Source organism: Flavobacterium xizangense (assembly GCF_054075145.1).
The window spans coordinates 524,654-544,228 of the sequence record NZ_JBSIPG010000001.1; the positions used below are offsets into that span (position 1 = coordinate 524,654).

The following is a 19,575-nucleotide window of genomic DNA, read 5'->3' on the forward strand; positions in this document are numbered from 1 at the left end:
AAATGAAATGAAAATTTGTTTAGCCCTATTTCTGTTTATTATTTACAATTTATCGGCACAGCAAAAACCTATTGAAACCATTTATTTTGAGTTTGACAAATACGATCTAACTCCTTTACAAACCGAAGTTGTAACTAATTTCATTAAAAGCATTGACACGGCAAAAGTCGAGTCAATACAAATCTACGGATACTGCGATGATCGCGGTACAGACGAATATAATTTTAGATTATCGAACAATCGTGCCAATACGATTCAGAATCTGTTGACATCTGCGGGATTCAATCAAAGCAAAATTGTGATTCTGGAAGGAAAAGGCCGTATTGTAGTCCGACCTGATACTATCGAAAATCTTCATGAAACCCGCACCCGAAATCGGCGGGTTGATTTGATAGTAGTAAAACGAAACAGTTTTGGAAAAGGCATTCATACTTCTTTTAAAGAAAATTTAAAAGTTGGTGACAAAATCTATTTAGAAAGTATACTATTCGACATTGGAAGTTCAGTATTAACCTCAACTTCAAAAAAAGAATTGGACAAAATTGCTGAAAAATTGCTTCGGCAAAAAAGTATACAATTTGAAATAAGAGGTCACGTTTGCTGCACACCCGATTTGTACGAAGACGGAATCGACAAAGCCACCAAAGAAAGAAGACTTTCCTGGAACCGCGCCAAAACGGTTTTTAATTATCTAAGCTCTAAAAAAGTATCTAAAAACCGAATGACCTATCAAGGTTGCGGTAATAAATATCCGCTAGGAAAAGGAGATAAATATGACCGCAGAGTTGAGTTTTTGATTACGAAGATATAAATCATTTAATTAAAAAAGAACTTCATTTTACTTAAAGTAATACTTCAAAAAAAACTGTTATTAAATTATTTTTTAGACAATTATGAAATCATTTTAGCACAAAAAAATTTTAATGCAAAATAGTTGCAATAATTTTTTTATGCTAAAATTCTTAACCACGAATCATTTCAATATGTGGAATTTCATCCTCTAAGTACATTTCGCTGGTTTGGACAAAACCATGACTTTCGTAAAATTTTTTAAGATAAAGCTGAGCCCCAATCGTAATCTGATCTTTACCAAAATTCTGTTTTATGGCAGCAATTGACTCACGCATTAAATCATGTCCCCACTTTCTATCTCGATAATTTGCATGGACAACTACTCGTCCTATCGAAGCATTATCAAAACTGACTCCAGCATCAAATAAACGCGTGTAAGCAACAATTTTGCCATCAAATTCACCAATTAAATGCAAACCTTTCTTGTCTTTGCCGTCAAGGTCCAAATAAACGCAGTTTTGTTCCACTACAAAGATTTCACTTCGCAGTTTCAGTAAATCATATAACTCATGCACCGTTAATGCCTCAAACGGCTTTATTTTCCATTTTAACTCCATTCTTTATGTCGTTTGTTGTTTGGGTTGTTCTTTATTTTTAATATTCGCAAAATTACACCAAATAGAAATCCCGACTACAATTTGCAATCGGGATTCTATTATTTAATCGAAAGTAAATAACTACTTTTTCTTCATCACGATTTCCATGCTTTTATATTCGGCACCATTTTTTGTGTCAAACATCTCCATTTTACGAGTTGTAGCGTCTACAATTGTGTATAGTTCTCGATAAGGCGCTTTTTTGCCTGTCACCGGATTAACAACTTCTCCTTTAAGTTCTATTGATTTTGAGCTTTCATCATATTTACCAACTGCCACCATCATTCCGGTTCCCATATTATCGATAAAAGTATTGGTATATTCTTTACTGGCGTTATTATAGGCTAATGTTCCTTTTCCTTCAAACGGAGACCCCATAATTGTTCCTTTATAATCAGTTTCCTGATAACGTCCACCAAGAACCATTTTCACATTTGCTGTAGCGCTTGCTTTTTCAGGTTTCCCATTTGGTTCATACCAAAAAGTCATATCACAAGTCCATGTTCCAACTTCATCCGTCATTAATTTGTGAGGTTCTCCTGGAGTTGCATACGCTTGCCATGCTTTTACTTGTGTTGCAGAATCGACAGGTGCTTCAGCTTCAGTAATTGGTTCTTCGGTTTTAATACTGTCTGAATCTTTTGTTGTTACTGTTTCTGTTTTTACCTCTTTTTTACAAGAAATAAAACTTAATATCAATACTACTAATATTCCGGCTACATTTTTCATAAGTATTTGTTTTTATGTTTGTTACAAACAAATTTAATGAAAATGTTTTGAAGTTTAACGTTTCAAATCAACCGCAAGGTACGCAAAAAATTACGCAAGGATCGCAAAGGTTTTTATTCCCTACTTTTATAAAATTTCGCGTGCTTTGCGTAATTCTTTGCGCACCTTGCGGTTAAAACCCTACTTTTTATCAATCTTAACTGATTTAATAATCGCTTCTAAGTCCAACATTAAATCACGTTCCTGATTGGAAGGCGAATAACAAAAGCCTTCAATCACTAAAATCCGATTATATTTTTCATCAATAATTGCGTAGTTAATAAAAGGTCCAGCCATAAAATCATTTCTCATTTCCCAACTTCCTTTCGTTTCATATGCTTTTTTTCCGTCCAAAAATGTTGATGTAAAATAAGGCGCATAAGCTTCACCAGTTATCATTCGGGTATTTGGTTCTCTGCCTTTAATGTATGCGCCAACAGAATCACGCATTTTTATAATATCACCAACAATATTTGATTTATTAAAGGATCGAAGCGGAACCTGATACACAAGCAAACTTGTATTACCACTTATAATATTGTTTTTAAGCCAAATAAAATTCTTTTTATGAAGCATGTATTCATAACCAACTGGAATTTCAAGCGTGGCATGGAATTTATTTTTGATAATAGCCTGATTTAGTAATGATTTGCTATTGTCCTGCTGAATTTTTTCGATTTCTGCATCACGGATGATTTTAATCATTTGAGCCGAATTGAGTTCAATGCTGCAAATAATATCGTCTACTGATTTTCCGTAAATGCGAAAAGTATTGTGTGGAAGTTTTTTGCTTCGAATGATTTCGAACTTGTCGGTTGTTGCTTTTTTTACCACAATTATGCTTCTGCTGTCTGTAACAAAGCCTTCAAGCAAGCGTGCTGGATATTGATTGATTGTAAAAAGAGGCTCTTCTTGAGTCAGGCCCCAAACAGGCGAAGCAAATTTATTTCTGATGGTGTCGCCAACCTCTCCGTACCACAACTGATCATCGATAATAACCGAAATTGTGTTTGTTTTGCCAGAGACTGGTTGCGATTGTTTATCGTTTTTAAGACATGAGATCAATAAAAACGGCACTAATAGAAATAAAAAAAGGGTTTTATTCATTTTTTTAATTTATGAAATAAAACCCAAATTTAGATGATTTTTTTATTATCCGTTTATTTTAAGTTTCATTCCGGGTTTAATATCTCCATCTTTAATACCATTCCATTTTTTAATATCTGAAATCGTAACTCCAGGATATTTTTTAGAAATGCTGTAAAGAGAATCTCCTTTTTTAACGTAATAATCTTCGCTGATTTTTTTAGATGCTGCACCTTTCTTGAACGATTCAATAGAAACATTCGACGCGATAGCAGTATTTACATTTGCAGTTTCTTCAATTACAGGTGCTTCTTTAGAAATCACTAAAGTTTTCCCTAAACCAATATTATTTGAAGTAAGACCATTAAGTTCTTTTAACTCCGCAATAGTCGTACCGAATTTCTTTGCAATGCTTCCTAAATTATCGCCAGCCGCTACAACGTATTCTTGAGGTACTGCAGTCTTTTCTTTATCATCAACTACAGCAATTGCTTCTTCAGACTTTTTCTCTATGGCAGGAATTGCTTTTACATCTTTAGAAATCTTAGATGTATCAACATCCGATTTGATTTTCAATGTTCTTCCTAAAGCAACATTATTTGATTTTAATCCATTCCACTTCTTTAAATCAGCCAGGTTAACATCGTATTTTTCTGCGATTGCTCCTAAATTATCTCCTTTTTGAACTTCATAGAATTGGAAATCCGAATTTGTTTTCTGAGGTTGCAATCTTACTTTTGGTGCCACCTTCAAAGCCAGTTTTACAGGCATTGTGCGTACCGTTGACATATAATCAACATAGGCATAAATTTGTTTTTCGTTAGAAACAAAAGTCGCAATTTTATCTTTCGGAAGACGAAGGCAATGTTGTTCTCCTTGATAAAAAGGCACAACATTTAATTTATAAGAAGGATTTAAAAGCTGAATTTGAGATTGTGGCATATCTAGCAAATCGGCGATTTGTTTGAAAGTCATCTCTTTTTTAATGTTTATTGTGTCTGTTTCGAAGTTTTTGACAACAGCTCTCTCAGGATTGATTCCGTGTTCTTTATGATATTCAAAAAGATACATTGTTGCATAAAATGCCGGAACATAACCTTGAGTTTCTCTTGGAAGATTACTACGAATATCCCAGTATTTTGTTTTTCCGTCAGAACGGCGAATGGCTTTGGTAACGTTTCCAGGTCCTGAATTATAAGATGCCAAAACAAGTTCCCAGTCATTAAAAACCTCAAACATTTTGGTAAAATAATCGCTTGCTGCAGCTGTAGATTTCATTGGGTCGCTACGCTCATCAACATAAGAGTCGATTTTTAAAGCGTATTGTTTACCTGTTCCGTACATGAACTGCCAAAGTCCTGTGGCGCCCATTTTAGAAACTGCTTTAGGATTTAAAGCAGATTCTACAACGGCTAAATATTTAATTTCTAAAGGAACATTATTCTTTGCGAAAGATTCCTCAAAAATTGGAAAGTAATATTCTGATAAAGCCATTAATCGAGAAAACGATTTTTTACGATTCTTAAGAAATGACTTTATTAAGTTTTCTAAACCTTGATTGTATTCAATATTAAACGGAGATTTTTCGTTCATCGCCTGTAAACGCTGTTTTAGCAATTCTGTTGGCAACTCTTGATCAACCGTTACGTCTGAATTAATAGTTTGGATATCTTTTGATAGATCATCATAAATATCAAGACTTGATAGTTCTTTCATCCAAAGACTGTCTGCTTTTGCAGCCACGTCATTTTTTTTGAATGTGCTTTTAACCGAATCGAGATACGATAATTTTACTTCTGGTTTTATTTCTACTTCTGATGATGCAGATTGCTGCGCAAACATTGACATTGAACATAGAAATCCGACTATTAAAGATATTTTTCGTACAATCATATAACATTTTTTTAAAATCTTATAAATCAATCCATTATAAGAAACGTATTTTTGCAAAACTAAAAAGTTTAGTGTTTAAAAATACGCAAAAAAATGTTAATTGTGATATTTTATTCTAAAATTGCTGCAATTCCAGGTAAAACTTTACCCTCAAGCATCTCTAGCATAGCTCCACCACCTGTTGAAACGTAACTCATTTTATCTTCGAAACCAAATTGTTTTACAGCAGCAACAGAATCTCCCCCTCCTACTAATGAAAACGCTCCATTTTTAGTTGCTTCAGCAATATAATCACCTAAAGCAATTGTTCCTTTTGAGAAAGTTTCCATTTCAAAAACTCCTAAAGGACCATTCCATAAAATAGTTTTAGACTCTAAAATTACTTTTTTGAAGTTCTCTAAAGATTTTGGACCTGCATCAAGACCTTGCCATCCGTCAGGAATTGCTGTCACATCAACAACCTGAGTATTTGCAGTGTTTGAGAAATCATCTGCAGCAACAACATCAACTGGAATATGAACCTGAACACCTTTTTCTTTTGCTAATCTTAAAATTTCAAGTGCTAAATCTTGTTTGTCATCTTCGCAGATAGACTCTCCAATTTTTCCACCTTGAGCTTTGATGAAAGTAAAAGTCATACCACCACCAATAATCATGTGATCCACTTTATCTAAGATATTTTCGATAACCGTAATTTTTGAAGAAACTTTAGAACCTCCAAGAACAGCCGTTACAGGTTTTTCACTGTTTTTCAATACTTTATTTAAACTTTCGATTTCTTTTGCCAATAATGTTCCGAAACATTTTTCAGTTGGGAAAAACTGAGCAATAATTGTAGTCGAAGCGTGTGCTCTGTGCGCAGTTCCAAAAGCGTCGTTTACATAAATATCTCCAAGTGAAGCCAATTCTTTTGCAAAAGCAACATCTCCAGCTTCTTCTTCAGCGTGGAAACGCAGATTTTCTAATAAAAGAACTTCTCCTGGCTTTAAATCTTTTGCAGCAGTTTGAGCTGGTTCTCCAACACAGTTTTCAGCAAATTTCACTTGAACTCCTAAAATTTCAGAAGCTGTTTTCAAAATATGTTTTAATGAGTATTTTTCTTCAGCACCTTTTGGTCTTCCTAAGTGCGACATTAAAATGACACTTCCGCCTTGCGCTAAGATAGTATCAATTGTCGGTTTCGCAGCTTCAATACGTGTTGCATCAGTTACATTGAAATTCTCATCTAAAGGGACATTAAAATCAACACGGATAATTGCTTTTTTATTTTTAAAATCGAAATCGTTTAAAGTTTTCATTTGACTAGTTTTTTAATTTTTTTGAAAGAACAACAAATATAGAACTTTTGGAGTACTAATAAATTCGGATATACTAAAAAATCGATAATTAAAAGAACGAAAACGTTATAATTTCACAAATAAATTGGTTTATTGAATATTAAACACAATTTTAAATGCAAATTTTACATCTTCTTTTATATAAAAAAACCTTTCCTGTCTACAGACTGACAGAAAAGGCAAAAAATGAAACGAATAATTTCTGTTTTTTTATGCTTACTATTTATTTTGGAGAAAACAGATTGATAAATTCTTTTGAACAGGAAACATGATGGTTTCAAATTCATTCGTCTCTTCAATATTTTTAGAAACCAGATAATTTCCTTCGACAATTCCGAAATAAGTTAATAAGGGCGAATAAAAAGTAATTCCGATTTTATGTTTTGATGAATCTGTAGTATGTGTATTAATGATATCCAACTGATAATTAATAAATGGAAAATATGCATTTCCGAGAACATCTGTAACACGATGAAAATTGCCTTTTAGCTGATCGACATAACCGCTTGCTGCAATTCCGGTTAAAAAATGCAATTTCTCCGCTTTTTCATTTTCGGCTAATAATTCACGGAAAGTGTTTTTTGGATTTGTATCAGAATTAAACTGCTGACTCTGCATTTGGTATTCTTTGAAAGTATCTTCGAAAACAAACTTGTCCCAAAGAAAAGTCGAAGAAGAATCAATAACAATTCGATAAGCGAGTTTTATTTTCTTGATTTCCATTTTCTTAATTTACTTATCTAAAGGAACTTCTATGACTAATAAAACCGCATTTTCAGATAATGCTTCCCATCCAATACTTCCAACTTTTTTAATTGCCAAACCATCTTTTGCTTCTAAAAGTCTATTTTCAATTTCGAAAGCGCCGTGTATCACGAAAACAAAAACACCATTTTCAGCATTTCTTAAAGCAAAAAAACCTTCTTTTCTTCCGTCATAAACACCTATGAAACCGATCGCTCTTTCGATTTCGAATAAATTATTCAGTTTATTATGAACCTTTAAATCTACTTTATATTGCTGAAAATAATTTTTGAAATATTGTTTCCCCATCTGAAAATCAATTTCGAGGTAACTAACATTTTCTTCAAAAGGATTGAATAGTTCTATTTCCAAATCATCGTCTGCTGCCAAGACTCTGATTTGATCGACATGCAAAAATTCCTCATTACCAAAATTATCCTTATATTCAATTCCGCCGAATAGTGGCAGAATAACAACATTCGTATTTGAACTAACAAATCGGGTGATACGTTGTTGGGGAGCTAATATCACTTCGTTAAGGATTTTTAAAGATCCGAATCCGTTTCTGGATAAATCCTGATAATTTTCGAAGTTAAAAGTTGAAAAACGGTTGTGTGTCGGAGAATTGAAAGCACCTCGAAAATCTGACTTATAAATTTGAGCTGGTATTTGAACTATCATTATAACTTAATTTTAAAACTAGGACGCCACATTAATTGTATGCGTTAAAACAAAACCATCACTAACGCTTCCGGTTACAGTGGACATTTCGTTTGCTACTGAATCAGAGAAAACGTTATCAGATGCGTTATTAGTATAACCACTTAAACCTTTTGTATAACCATTTTGTGTTGATGCGTTGACTAGCGCTATTGCACTGTTTGATCCTTCCGGAAAAGCAATTTGTGTGACTAATAACGATGTTCCGCTAGCGTTATAAATATGAACATGAATATGAGTCGCACGGCCAGAATACCAACATGGGAAAATTGAAGTAAAAGTGACCAAACCATTTTCGTCAGTTGTTTGTCTTCCTCTTAAAAAATGAACCGAGGTGTAATTTACCGATTGCATTGAAGTTCCGCCATATTCAGAATAATAGCCGTCTTTGTCGCAATGCCAAATGTCTACAATAGCATCTTTTAAAGCAGCACAATTTGCTTTAGTATTTTTGATTGTAATTTTAATAGTAAAACCAACGCCGGTTCTGTCCATTACAATATTTGATTTTACTAAAAATGATGGCGTAATTGTTGGAAAGGGTCCAGCAGTTTCTGAAGGACTAACAGAACAATCACCGAAAGAAGATCCTGAACCAGAAGAAGAACCTGAATCTGTTGAAGAATCGGACACGTCATCTTTACTGCAAGAATTTATAATAGGAATTGCCAAAGATGAAATTCCGATCAAACCCAAACCTCTTAAAAACTCTTTTCTTTTCATTGCTTTTTGTTTTAAGTGTTATACCAATAGAATGATTAACAGTTATTTTCGAGTAAAATTATTCGAAATTAAAGCGTTGGAAAATGTTTGAGGTAAACCACAAAATTTATGAGGTAAACGGAGAAAATATAATTTTCTGTAGTAAAAATACGTCAATTATACTATTCTTACTATTTGGAAAATGGCACACGGATGACACTGATTTAAGCGGATAAAAACGGATTTTATATTACTATCCGTGAAAATCTGTTTTATCCGCGTTATCTGTGTACCATTAAATTAGCCATATTTTTATTTTTGATCTAGAAGTGCAAAAAAAGCTTCTTCGTAACTGGCGCTAACTGGAATTTCGGCCTGATCTATAAAAATGACTTTGTTTCTGATTTTCTCAATTTTAGAAACTGGAACAATAAATGAACGATGCACTCGGATGAATTCGGTTTCAGGCAATTTTTGAAGGATTGCTTTTAATGTCATTCTTGCAACAACCGTTTTTTGATTGTGAATATGGATTTTCAAATAATCATCTAAACCTTCGATATATAAAATATCTGAAAATAAGATTTTTATTAAACTATAATCGGCGCGGATGAAAAGATGTTGCTGTTCTATATTTTGATTTTGTAGTTTCCATTGCGAAAAAGCTTTTTCTGTTGCTTGCTGGAAACGGGAAAGTGAAATTGGTTTTAAAAGATAATCCGTCGCGCTTAGCGTAAAACCTTCAACAGCAAATTCAGAATAGGCTGTTGTAAAAATGACCATGGTCTTGTGAGGCAGTTTTTTGTAAAAATCCAAACCGGAAATTGACGGCATATTGATATCCAAAAACAATAAATCAACCGGATATTTCTTTAGATATTTAAACGCTTCATCTGATCTTGTAAAAACTTTATCCAGTTCAATATAATCAATAGTGTAGCATAAATTCTGAAGAATTTCTAATGCCAAAGGCTCATCATCTAATGCAATTGCTTTTATCATCCTACTTTTATAGATAGATTTACAACGTATTTTTCCGGAGTATCTTGTATTTTAAGCTGATGTTTATTTGGGTAAAGGAGCTTTAATCTTTCAATTGTATTCTGAAGTCCAATTCCAGATTCAGACTGTATTGAAAAAGTCTTTTTATTAGAAACCAATAAAGTCAGTTGTTCCTCTTTTATATCAATGCTGATAGAAATTTCAGAAGTTTGATCTGGGTTTACACCATATTTAAATGCATTCTCAATGAAAGAGATTAAAATTAAAGGTGTGATTTGTTTCCCAAAAGTATTTCCTGTGACTTTATAATCAACAATTACGGTATTGCCCAAACGTGTTTTTTGGAGTGAAATAAAGTTATTGATGTAGTTTATTTCTTTGGTCAAATCAATAACTTCATAGTTAGAATTGGTCATGATATAGCGCATTAACTCTGAAAGCTGCACGACTGCATCTGGAGTTTTATCGTCTTTTTTTAAAGCCAACGCATAAATACTGTTCAAAGTATTAAATAAGAAATGCGGATTAATTTGCGCTTTTAGAAATGCCAACTCCGATTTTACTTTCTCTTTTTCAACACTCTGCAATCTTCCAGTAATAGCAAAAAGCAGACTTGATATTACTCCAATCAAATAGACCAAAGCAGTATGTCCATACTGTGTTGGCGGACCGCCTACAAAATCAAAAGGCATTTCTTTAACCATTGAGTGGTGCGGTCGAAAACCTCTTGGAAAAGGATTTGGGTGATCTCCAAAATTTGGTGAATGACTTCTAAAATCTAAAAAATTTCGGTCAGGATGATCTAAAGTGGTTGATATCCAAAGAAAAAAAAGAAGAAATCCAATTATGATGGAATAGTATATGAACTTCTTTTCAGAAAAATAGAATTTCGGAATTAAGTAGTAATAGTTAAAATAGAAAAAGCAGAGCAGTGTAAAATAGATGAAAAAGTAAATACGATCATGCGGATTTGTGTATAAATGAGGCAATGAAAAAATCGTATTTGTCGATGTGAAGGCATACGGCAAAAATAAAAAAGCGAGGCACAAAACAATGTGTTTCGCGTAAAGTGAAAATTTAGCTTTCATAAATCAAATTTGATTTATCATTTTGACGATGCAAATTGATACTATTCAAATTTAATGTTATTGTAAGTTTATTTCAAATTATTGCGGTAAAAACACATAATGTTGCGACTCGCTTTGTAATAATGGCTTATTAGCCTAAGAAATGGTTTTGTTCTATTAATCGTGAACTGGACTCTGCGTACAAGGACAATTACTGATAGCCTGCAAGAAATCAAAACCTATGGTTACTACGTGAGTACCTGTATTATAATTTCCTAAATCGTTGAACATAACCTGATAGGAATATCCGAAGTAAAATCTAGACTTCATAAAACCGGCCATTGGTCCAACAGATAATGGTTTTGGGAACTGGTCGTTTAACATACGGTATGAAACTCCGATCCAATAATAATCTTCATAACGATTGTAACGTCTGTATTTGAAGTTAAAATCGGTTGTAGAACGTTTATCACTTGCAAAATATTGATAGAAGACAGATGGTTCATATTCGATTCGTCTGTTTTCTCCGTCGTTAAAAACATATCCTGTATACACCTGATAGTTTGAAAGCAAATTAGGCTCTACTCCGCGATATTTATCTACGTTTTTCTTCAATACGTTATTCGCATTAAAACTAAAATAGAAGTTTTTATTACGATACAAAGCACTAATGTCAAAGTTATTATTTCCCGTGTAACGGTTATCTGTTACCGAAGGATCCAGGATTGGATGCTCAATAGTATTGTTAAATTCATCAATATCAATTCTGAAACTGTTGAAGTTATACGAAATACCAAAAGACAAATATTGTTTAGAATAATAATCCAAAATCAAGTGATGAGCAAAAGAAACCTTTGCACCAGTTTGTCTTGTGTATCCATTTTTATCATTGTAAAGCGAGATTCCAACACCAGAACGATCCAGGATTCTAAAATCAGCGTATAAAGACTGGTTTTCAGGCGCATCTTTAATTCCGACCCACTGCGTCAAACCATTCGCTCTAATTCGAAGATTATCTCCAATACCAGCGTAAGCAGGTGAAAGTACAAATGGGTTATCAGCTAAATACTGGGTAAACACCGGTAGGTTTAACTCTTGGCTGTAACTTGTTGTTACAGCCATGAGTACTAGGGATAAAATAAACTTTTTCATTGTAATAATTTTTTTAGATAACATCATTGGGGCTCAAATTTTGTTATCTGTATAAAGTGAAATGTCCAACAAACTCTCTTGCATCTTTCTCGTCATTTAGTTTAAGAACATACCAGTAATCACCTGAAGGCAATTCCTCACCATTGTATCTTCCGTCCCATTTTTGACCATAGTGATATTTAGCAATTACACGACCGTATCTGTCGAAGATTGAGAATTCAAGGTTGTTGTAAATATTAGTACAACCAGGACCCCAAGTATCGTAAACACCATCTCCGTTAGGCGTAAAGTAATTATCTAAGCAAACATCAACATATATCGCTGGAACTGTAATAGTCGACGTACAACCATTTTGATCTCTAACAACTACTACATAATCACCAGATTTGTAGATTTTGTATGTGTTAGAAGATGTGAACGGTTCTCCGTTGAAGCTATACTCATAACCTGGTGCTCCACCTGTTGCCGTTACTGAAATGATATTCATTTCAGGTTTACCAGCAGATAAAGCAAGTTTTAGTGGCTGAACAGCTTTGATTTGGAAACTCTTAGTTGGTACTACGCATCCATTTGTATGTCTTGCATTGATAAAGTGATTACCAGGAGCAAGATTAGTAAAGATGTTGCTTACCTGATAAGTTCCAGTACCATCTAATTGATAATCTATTTCAGATTTCTTATCAAATCCTGGATCAACTGTAACCATATTAGCAGACATATTGTTCACACAGTCATAATTGATTTCAACCGTTGGTTTAAGAATAACTGGCAATGGCATATCAATTTCCACTACAGATATACATCCATTACTATCCTGAATGTAAACATTGTGGATACCTCCAGACAAGTTGCTGTAATCTTTAGTACTACCAGTCATTGGCAAGAATGGTCCATTATCTTTATCCAAACTTTCGAAATATGGAGCCGTTCCACCTTTAACCTGAATGCTGAATGCACCATCTTTATCACCTTCGCAAACCTCAGGAATCATTGTGTTTGGAATTTCAGAGGCAATCAATATAGTTGGCGAACCAATTTCAATGTCATAAACAGCTGTACATCCTTTAATATCCTGAACGATTACTTGGTATTTACCAGCCTCCAATCTATCAAATACATTATTTTCAACAAATTGAGCTAAGTTTGGTGAGATTGCATATTTAATAGTTCCAGTACCACCAGAAGCAGTAATGACAATTTTACCATTTTTATCACCAAAACATTTAACTGGGAAAGCTTGATAACTAGAGACTAAAGCGTTTGCTGGTTCTCCAACATTTATAACTTCAGAATCCGTTTGGCAATCACCGCTCTTAACATGGATAATATATTTACCTGCAGCTACATCAGCAAAAATTCCTTCTGCTTGAGCTGGTCTGATTTCTACTTTTAATTCATTTAATAATGAATATTCATAGTTTCCTAAACCGCCTTTTGCCTCAGCAATGATTAATGCGCTACTATCACCTTTGCAGTTCACAACTGCACTAGAAGTATCTAGATCAATCGTTAAAGGTGTTACTGGATCAATATTAATATCGTTAGAAATATAACCAACGCATCCAAAACTATCTTTCACATAATAGTGGTGCAATCCAACTGATACTGGGAAAGTAACTGAAGAATTAAAACTTGTGCTATAATTGATACCGTCTGCACTATAAGTGTAAGGTCCTGTTCCGCCTGTTGCGCTTAATGTAAGTCTAGCATCAGTTAAACAAGTAATTGATTTGTCTAACACTAAAGTTGCTTCAACAATAGCAGGATCAGTAATTGTTATTGGAGCAGATGTAGCCTCACAGCTAAATCCGTCTGTAACTACTACTGTATAAGTTCCAGATCCTAAACCACTAAATACGTTAGAGATTTGTGGACCTACAGATGCAATTTCTCCATTAACATTATAATTTAATGTATATGAATAATTAGAACCTTGGCCTCCTGTTGGAATTGTAGCTGTAATAGTCGCCGTTTTTCCACCAAAACATGTTACCACATTAACATCAGATGAAGCAGTAAATGAAATTGGTGTTGGATTAACCAAGTCAACAATAGCAGTAGCAATACATCCTCTACTATCTTTTACATTAATAATATAGTGTCCCGCTGTCAGATTTTCAAAAGTGAATTGATCTGAATAGTTAACACTTACAGGTCCAACTAATTCATATTGGTAGTCTCCTATCCAACCTCCTTTAGCTGTTACAGTAATAGTTCCATCGTTGTTACCTGATAGGCAAGTAATCTCTGTATGATCTTCTACTAAAGTTAATAACTCTGTAGGTTGTTCAATCGTGAATACAGTTGAAACTGTACAAGATGGAGAATCAATCAATGTAGCTACAACTGTATATTGACCAGCTGTAAGATTAGAAATTCTAATCGGACCAGCATTTGTTGTAGTACCTGAACTTGAAACTGGGCCAGAAATCGTATATGTGAATCGGCCAGCGTCATCTCTTGGATCAACTTGATTATCAATGAATGTCAAATCTACTACTCCATCAGCAGTACCGTAACAAATTTTACCATTGATTGCTTTAGCATCTATCACAAATGTATTAGGATCTAATACCTCATAATAGTCTTTTATAATACAACCAGTCGCTGGATTTACAACTGTAATGTTATAATGTCCAATTCCTAAGTCTGTAAATAAACCACTTGTATTTGTTCTGTTATAAGGTGCTCCCGTAACACTTGTTAATGTGTAATTCAACAATACCGGTGTTCCTCCAACTGTAGTCACAGTAACCTGCATTGTTTCGCTATTCAAACAAGTAATAGGAATTGTAGGTGCAGCTGTAACATCAGTCATGGTAATGAATGATGAAATAACAATTGGGGCAGTAGAACTTCCTTCGCAACCCATATCATCTAATACTCGAACAGAATAATTTCCTCCTGCTGTATTTGTTACATTATAAACATTAGAAGTACCACTTTGAACAACAACTCCATTTGCATCTTTAAATTCATAAATGATGTAATTACCAGATCCTCCTGTAACAGAATTTACTGTAATAGATGCATTTTGTGTTGTGTTTGTACCTGACGTACATGCAAACTGAGTAACAACTGGAGCATCAACAACTATTTTAGCTGGCTGTGTAATTCTAATATCTTCCTGAGCATGACAACCTCTTCCTGAAGAAACAATTACAGTGTAATCACCAGGTTCAAGATTATCAAATACATTTTGTGTTTGAGGAAGAGTATTCACAGGAGTATTATTAATTGTAGTTCCTGTCAATTGGTAAGTGTAAATAGGATTATCATTTACTCCCGAACGTGACGGTTCTAAAATAACCTTAATACTACCATTAGAACCACCAATACAGCTAACATTTGTTCCTTTTAACACTAAACCTGTTATCTCTGTTGCTGCAGTTAAATCAACTGTTAATCGATCTGTGCAACCGTAAGTAAGATCCGTAACAATAATCGTATGAGTGCCAACAGGCATTGTAAATGTTGCCGTATTTCCAACTACGAAAGGTATGTAAGCACCTGAAGTGTATTTATAATTTCCTGAACCACCTGTAGTTGTTGCTACAACTGTTCCAACACTTGTGTCACAATCAGGAAGTTTTTGAATGTCTAATCGAAGATCTAGAGCATCTTCAATTACAACGGCACCTGTAACTGTTACTTCACAACCATTTCCATCTCTAACAATAATATCATAAGAACCTGGAGCTGTTACTGTGAATTTTGGATCTGTTTGGAAGCCATTACCAATACTATATTGTAATGGAGCGACTCCTGAAGCTGAAACTGTAAATTCATATGTTCCACCTGTCGTAGGACATTGACTTGTAATATTTGCAGTAATAGCATTTGGAAGTGGAGCAGTTGAAATATTTTGTGTTTGTACTAAAGTTGTACATCCATTAAAATCTTTCACATAAACATCCCATGCCAAAACAGTTCCATTATTAGTATTCACAACAATTTTGTTATCAGAACTGTATGACGTTGGAGCCGCAGTTCCTCCTTGAACAGCCGCATAGCTGTAAGCTGGAGTACCACCTGTTGCAGTTACTGTAATCGTTGCGTTTTTATTATTACAATTAATATCAGTTGCCGTCATAGTAAAACTTAATGGAGCTGTTGGCTGATTAACTAAGAAGTTAGTCACGTTATCAGTACATCCTGAAGTATTATCAGTAACTGTAAACGTATAATTAGCAGCTGTTAAACCTGTATAAGTTATTACATCACCTGTCTGCGTATATGTTCCATTATTTGGAGACAATGCAAATGTGTAATTAGCAGGAGAAATGTAGTTGCTTACCGTAAAGGCAATTGAACCTGTTGTTCCACCATTACACAATACATCGCTTAACAATTGGGCATCAACACTAATTTCGCTAGCTTTCTTAATTTCAATTGAATTTAGAGTACTGCATCCATTGTTATCCGTAACTTTTATTAAATATGTAGCTGGCAATAGATTAGCGAAACTTCCTGTATTGTTTGATGTCGCAGAAGCCGCCGGTTCAACGATAGCATAATTAAATGGACCATCACCTCCAACAATATTGCTAACTGTTATCGTAGCAACACCTCCCGCTGTATTACAGTAAATAGGCGTAGCATTGATATCAAAATTTGTTGGCGGATTGTATACAGGAACAATTGCTGATCCTGTTGTTCTACATCCATTTGCATCAACTACAACATAATTAATTGTTGATGCAGTATTTACTGTGTGAACAGGAGAAGATCCAAAACTAGCACCATTATCAAAACTATAGCTGTAAGGTGTTGTACCACCATTAGCTGTGATTGTCACTATTGCATCCTTAGCATTATTTGAAGCATCACATCCAAATGGAGTTACTACATTGGTTGCAGTTAAAACAACTGGCTCATTAATATCAACATTTACTGCCAATGATGGACATCCTTTTGCATCCATAACTGCAATTGAATAAGTTCCCTTGCCTAATCCAGCAAAAATATTAGAATTTACAAATGTTGTTCCCCCATCAATACTATATTTATAAGGAGCAACACCATTTAATCCTGTAACCGTAATGCTTCCATTTGAATCCCCTTGACATAATACATCTACTGTCGCAGTTGTAAATGCTGGAATCGTAAGTGGTGTAACGATTACCGGAACAGAAACAGCTTGACAAGTTGAAGCATCTTGAACTCTAAATGTGTAAGTTCCAGGTGTACTAGTTACGAAAGGCAATGCTGTGACTGGTTTGTAAACACCACTATTATTAAGATCATATTCGAAGGCGTATGTTCCTGCACCTGTACCTTGCGTTGCAGACAATGCAATTGTCGCATCATTAGATGTACAGTTCAAATCTTGTGTAAGAGTCGCTTGTATCAATAATTCTTGTCTTAATACATATGTAGCATGTGCTATACAGCCATTACCATCTTTTATATAAAAGTCGTAAGTTCCTGGTGCGTTCAATGTAAAGTCAGGACTAGACTTATAGCCATTTCCAATACTGTACATTGTGGGAGCTGTAATTCTAGAATCCGTTGTTCCAGTAATTGTAATTGGAACTGGTCCACCAGTATAACAATATACATTCGCATTTGGATTGATCGTCGGAGCATCATGTTTAATAATAGTTACATTACGTACCGCTGAACAAATTAAGTTAGCATCCATAACATAAACATCCCAATTTACAAATGCAGGATCTAATACTGCATAATTTGTGCTGCTGAAATCAGTAGCTAAAGGAGTGTCTCCAGCATGAACAAATGCATATTTATAAGCTGGAGTTCCACCAGTTCCTTGAACAGTAACAACTGCTCCTAAGTAGCAATTTGCAGCTGTCTGAGAAACTATATTTAATCCTAAAACTGCAGGCGCATCAACAACAACAGTTGCTGTATTAGTACAAGTTGTAATAGCGTCTATAACTGTAAGTGTATAAGAACCAGCTGGTAAATTAGTAACAGTAACTACATCACCCACTTGAGTAAGAGTTCCTAAAGGAGAATTTAAAGAAGCAGTATAGCCACCAGCTTTATTTCCTACTGTAAACTTTATAACACCATCTGATCCGCTATTACAAGAAACATTTTTAACAAGTTCGCCTGCAACTGTAATATTTATTACTGGATCAACTGTATATGATTCAGTATATGTACATCCGTTTTTATCTGTAACCTGGAATACATAAGTTCCCGGGTCAAGATTTGCGAATGTTGTTCCTGGCTGTTTCGCTCTTGTTATAGGAGATAAAATCTCATATTCTAGAGGCAATACACCACCAACATGACTCGTAATATCAACTGTTCCTTTACCACCGCAGATCACTGCAACTGTCGTTGCGATAGTCAAATCCGTCGGAGGATTCAATGCCGGAACATCAACACCGTTTGTAATCGTCACTGAACAACCATTTGCGTCTTTAACGATTATATCAAATGTAGCTCCTGCATATGTCTCGTATGTAGCATTGTTAGAATAATTCGCACCATTGTCATAGCTGTATTCATAAGATCCTGTTCCGCCCGCAGCTGTAACTGTAACAACCGCTTTTGATGGAGCATTTCCTGCAGTACAAACTAATGCAGTAGTAATTGACGAACTAGCTGTTAATGCCACTGGCGTTACAACTGTAACTGGAACTGCCGCTGAGATACATCCTTTGGCATCTTTAACTTCAACATTATGTGGACCAGCCCCTAAACCGTTGAATACATTTGAAGCTTGGAAAACTCCTCCATCGATTCTATATTGGTATGGTGCAATTCCGTTTGAAGCCGTTACAGTAACGCTTCCGTTGCTGTCTCCTGCACATTTCACTGCCAAAGCAGTTGCTGCAGCCTGCGGAACCGTTTTAGGAGTCACAACAACAACATTTGATACTGCTGGACATCCTTGCGAATCTGTGACTCTGAAAGTATAGCTTCCGTCAACTGTCGCTGTATAAGGCGTTGTAGCCGGGTTATAGCCAGCGCCGTCGATGTCTACTTCATAAGTATAAGTACCTGTTCCTCCGTTTGGAGTCAAAGTAATCGAACCGTTTACATCACAAGTCAGATCCTGAACCAGATCAGCCTGCAAAGTAACCTGAGGCTTAACTTCGTATGAAGCTGAAGCTGTACAACCGTTCTCATCCTTGATCACAAAAGTGTAAGTTCCAGGAGCACTGATTGCAAAAGTCGGCGAAGCTTGGAAACCTCCTCCGTTCACACTGAACATCGGTGCTGTTGCAAGATCCGTGTCTGATGTGTAACCAACAGTTACATTAGTAGATGTTCCTACAAAACAGATTAATGCCGGAGCAGTAATTGTTGGCGCGTCGTCGCTTCCGATAGGTATTGCAAGCGGTGTTCCGATAACGCAGTTGTTGGCATCTTTCACATAAACTTTCCAGCTTGTAGTAGTCGTTGGGTTCAATAAAGCTTCATTTGAAGTCGAATAAGTTCCAGGACCTGGAGCCGTTGCCGGAACAAATGAATACTGATATGGTGCTGTTCCGCCTGTAGCGATTACACTCACTTTTGCATCAGAATTACAATTTGCATTCTTGTTCTTGTCTATTGCCAATGCCAATGCATCCGGCTCTGAAACAGTCATGCTCGCTGTAGCTTTACAGCCTGTAGCTGCATCGGTAACTTCCAATGTATAGTTTCCTGCCACTAATCCCGTAGCTGTCACAACGT

Annotated in this window: 13 protein-coding genes; 1 reads left to right on the forward strand and 12 read right to left on the reverse strand. The window is 35.0% G+C overall.

Annotation, left to right across the window (positions count from 1 at the left end):
* The first annotated feature begins 7 nt into the window (after positions 1-7).
* Positions 8-811 (forward strand): OmpA family protein, encoded by an 804-nt coding sequence (locus ACWA1B_RS02225; protein ID WP_456904276.1) that lies wholly within the window; start codon positions 8-10, stop codon positions 809-811.
* 151 nt (positions 812-962) lie between these two features.
* Here ACWA1B_RS02225 and ACWA1B_RS02230 read toward each other — a convergent pair whose 3' ends face one another.
* From ACWA1B_RS02230 to ACWA1B_RS02285, 12 genes are all read right to left on the reverse strand, one after another.
* Positions 963-1,409 carry a GNAT family N-acetyltransferase gene (locus ACWA1B_RS02230; protein WP_456904277.1) on the reverse strand — a complete coding sequence of 149 codons (447 nt, stop codon included), beginning with the start codon at positions 1,407-1,409 and terminating at the stop codon, positions 963-965.
* 120 nt (positions 1,410-1,529) lie between these two features.
* Positions 1,530-2,177 (reverse strand): DUF1579 domain-containing protein, encoded by a 648-nt coding sequence (locus ACWA1B_RS02235; RefSeq protein WP_456904278.1) that lies wholly within the window; start codon positions 2,175-2,177, stop codon positions 1,530-1,532.
* A 180-nt stretch (positions 2,178-2,357) separates the two neighbouring features.
* Positions 2,358-3,323, reverse strand: coding sequence for a DUF4837 family protein (locus tag ACWA1B_RS02240; RefSeq protein WP_456904279.1), 966 nt, complete (start codon positions 3,321-3,323; stop codon positions 2,358-2,360).
* A 45-nt stretch (positions 3,324-3,368) separates the two neighbouring features.
* Positions 3,369-5,195: a LysM peptidoglycan-binding domain-containing protein gene (locus ACWA1B_RS02245; RefSeq protein ID WP_456904280.1), complete on the reverse strand. Its 1,827-nt coding sequence runs from the start codon at positions 5,193-5,195 to the stop codon at positions 3,369-3,371.
* 110 nt (positions 5,196-5,305) lie between these two features.
* Positions 5,306-6,493: a phosphoglycerate kinase gene (locus tag ACWA1B_RS02250; RefSeq protein WP_456904281.1), complete on the reverse strand. Its 1,188-nt coding sequence runs from the start codon at positions 6,491-6,493 to the stop codon at positions 5,306-5,308.
* Between the two features lie 258 nt (positions 6,494-6,751).
* A complete protein-coding gene (locus ACWA1B_RS02255; RefSeq protein WP_456904282.1) occupies positions 6,752-7,255 on the reverse strand; it encodes a hypothetical protein in 504 nt (167 codons plus the stop codon).
* Between the two features lie 9 nt (positions 7,256-7,264).
* A complete protein-coding gene (locus ACWA1B_RS02260) occupies positions 7,265-7,957 on the reverse strand; it encodes a pirin family protein (protein ID WP_456904283.1) in 693 nt (230 codons plus the stop codon).
* 18 nt (positions 7,958-7,975) lie between these two features.
* Positions 7,976-8,719, reverse strand: coding sequence for a dioxygenase family protein (locus ACWA1B_RS02265; protein WP_456904284.1), 744 nt, complete (start codon positions 8,717-8,719; stop codon positions 7,976-7,978).
* A 291-nt stretch (positions 8,720-9,010) separates the two neighbouring features.
* A complete protein-coding gene (locus ACWA1B_RS02270; protein WP_456904285.1) occupies positions 9,011-9,700 on the reverse strand; it encodes a LytR/AlgR family response regulator transcription factor in 690 nt (229 codons plus the stop codon).
* Positions 9,697-10,788 (reverse strand): sensor histidine kinase, encoded by a 1,092-nt coding sequence (locus ACWA1B_RS02275; RefSeq protein ID WP_456904286.1) that lies wholly within the window; start codon positions 10,786-10,788, stop codon positions 9,697-9,699. The genes ACWA1B_RS02270 and ACWA1B_RS02275 overlap by 4 nt, the downstream gene beginning before the upstream one ends.
* Before the next feature lie 156 nt (positions 10,789-10,944).
* Entirely contained in the window at positions 10,945-11,919 is a 975-nt protein-coding gene (locus ACWA1B_RS02280) for a PorP/SprF family type IX secretion system membrane protein (protein ID WP_456904287.1), read from the reverse strand.
* 43 nt (positions 11,920-11,962) lie between these two features.
* A complete protein-coding gene (locus ACWA1B_RS02285; RefSeq protein ID WP_456904288.1) occupies positions 11,963-19,570 on the reverse strand; it encodes a T9SS type B sorting domain-containing protein in 7,608 nt (2,535 codons plus the stop codon).
* Positions 19,571-19,575 lie beyond the last annotated feature (5 nt).